Raw genomic sequence first — 1,057 nt, 5'->3', positions numbered from 1 at the left:
GAGCAGAGCAGAGCAGAGCAGAGCAGAGCAGAGCAGAGCAGAGCAGAGCAGAGCAGAGCAGGGGCTAGTTGCGGCCTTTTTTCGGATAAAATTATATACAATGATGGATAACCGTCGGATTGATGAGACAGATATGTCTTGTTAAGCTCGGCGGTTTTTATGTGTTTTCAAAGGTTATCAGCGACCATAACAGCTGTAAATGAAAATAAAGGAGAGCAAAGCTTATGAAAATTAAGATGAAAAAAATGTTGGGCATTATACTTAGTTTTGCACTGGTGTTGGGATTGATTCCGGGGATGAGCTTGACAGCGTATGCGGCACCAGAAGAGACACTGCTGACTACCATTACACCCACAGGTGAAATAACCTACAGTGAAACTACAGCAGGAGTCGTTACAGTTTCACATAATAATGACTATTATAATGAATACTATGGATGGCTGTGGAGTAGTACTGTTGACACTCTGACAGTTTCAGGCTATGAAGGGTACACTATCACCAAAGTTATATTCAAACAATATCAAAGAGGAACTGTCACAGATTCAAGTGCGCCGTTTGAACTTCATTTTGTGAATGGTAGCTATGGTCATGTAATATGTCAAGAAAATGATAATATGAATGGCGTCACATCAATTGAGGTGTATGGATATACTGTTGCGGTTACGGGCGTATCTCTTAATAAAAATACTGCTACACTGACTGTAGGCGGTACGGAGACGCTGACAGCAACAGTTAGCCCGGATGATGCTTCGGATAAGTCTGTTACATGGTCTAGTGATAATACAGGTGTTGCCACTGTTTCTGATGGTGTTGTAACTGCTGTTGCAGAGGGTACGGCAAATATCACTGTCACCGCAACAAATGGAACTGATGATACAAGTGATGATAAGACGGCAACTTGTGCTGTTACGGTCACAGAAAATAATGGTGATACTAAGCAGAATCCTGACGGAACCAAGACTGTTACAAAAGAGAATGCTGATGGAAAAACAATATCAGTTACCAATTACAGTAAGACTGATGAGCAGATTTCACAATTTGTCTTCGAAAAAGCAAA

General features: G+C 41.3%; 1 protein-coding gene. It reads left to right on the top strand.

What is annotated here, in order from left to right; translation table 11 throughout:
- Positions 1 to 224 precede the first annotated feature (224 nt).
- The coding region (locus G603_RS22935) for an Ig-like domain-containing protein (RefSeq protein WP_242834897.1) at positions 225 to 1,057 on the top strand (833 nt) is incomplete at its 3' end.

Origin of the sequence: Butyrivibrio sp. AE3006 (genome assembly GCF_000424165.1) — a bacterium.
Taxonomy (GTDB): Bacteria; Bacillota; Clostridia; order Lachnospirales; family Lachnospiraceae; genus Butyrivibrio.
This window is presented reverse-complemented; position numbering and strand designations above follow the sequence as displayed.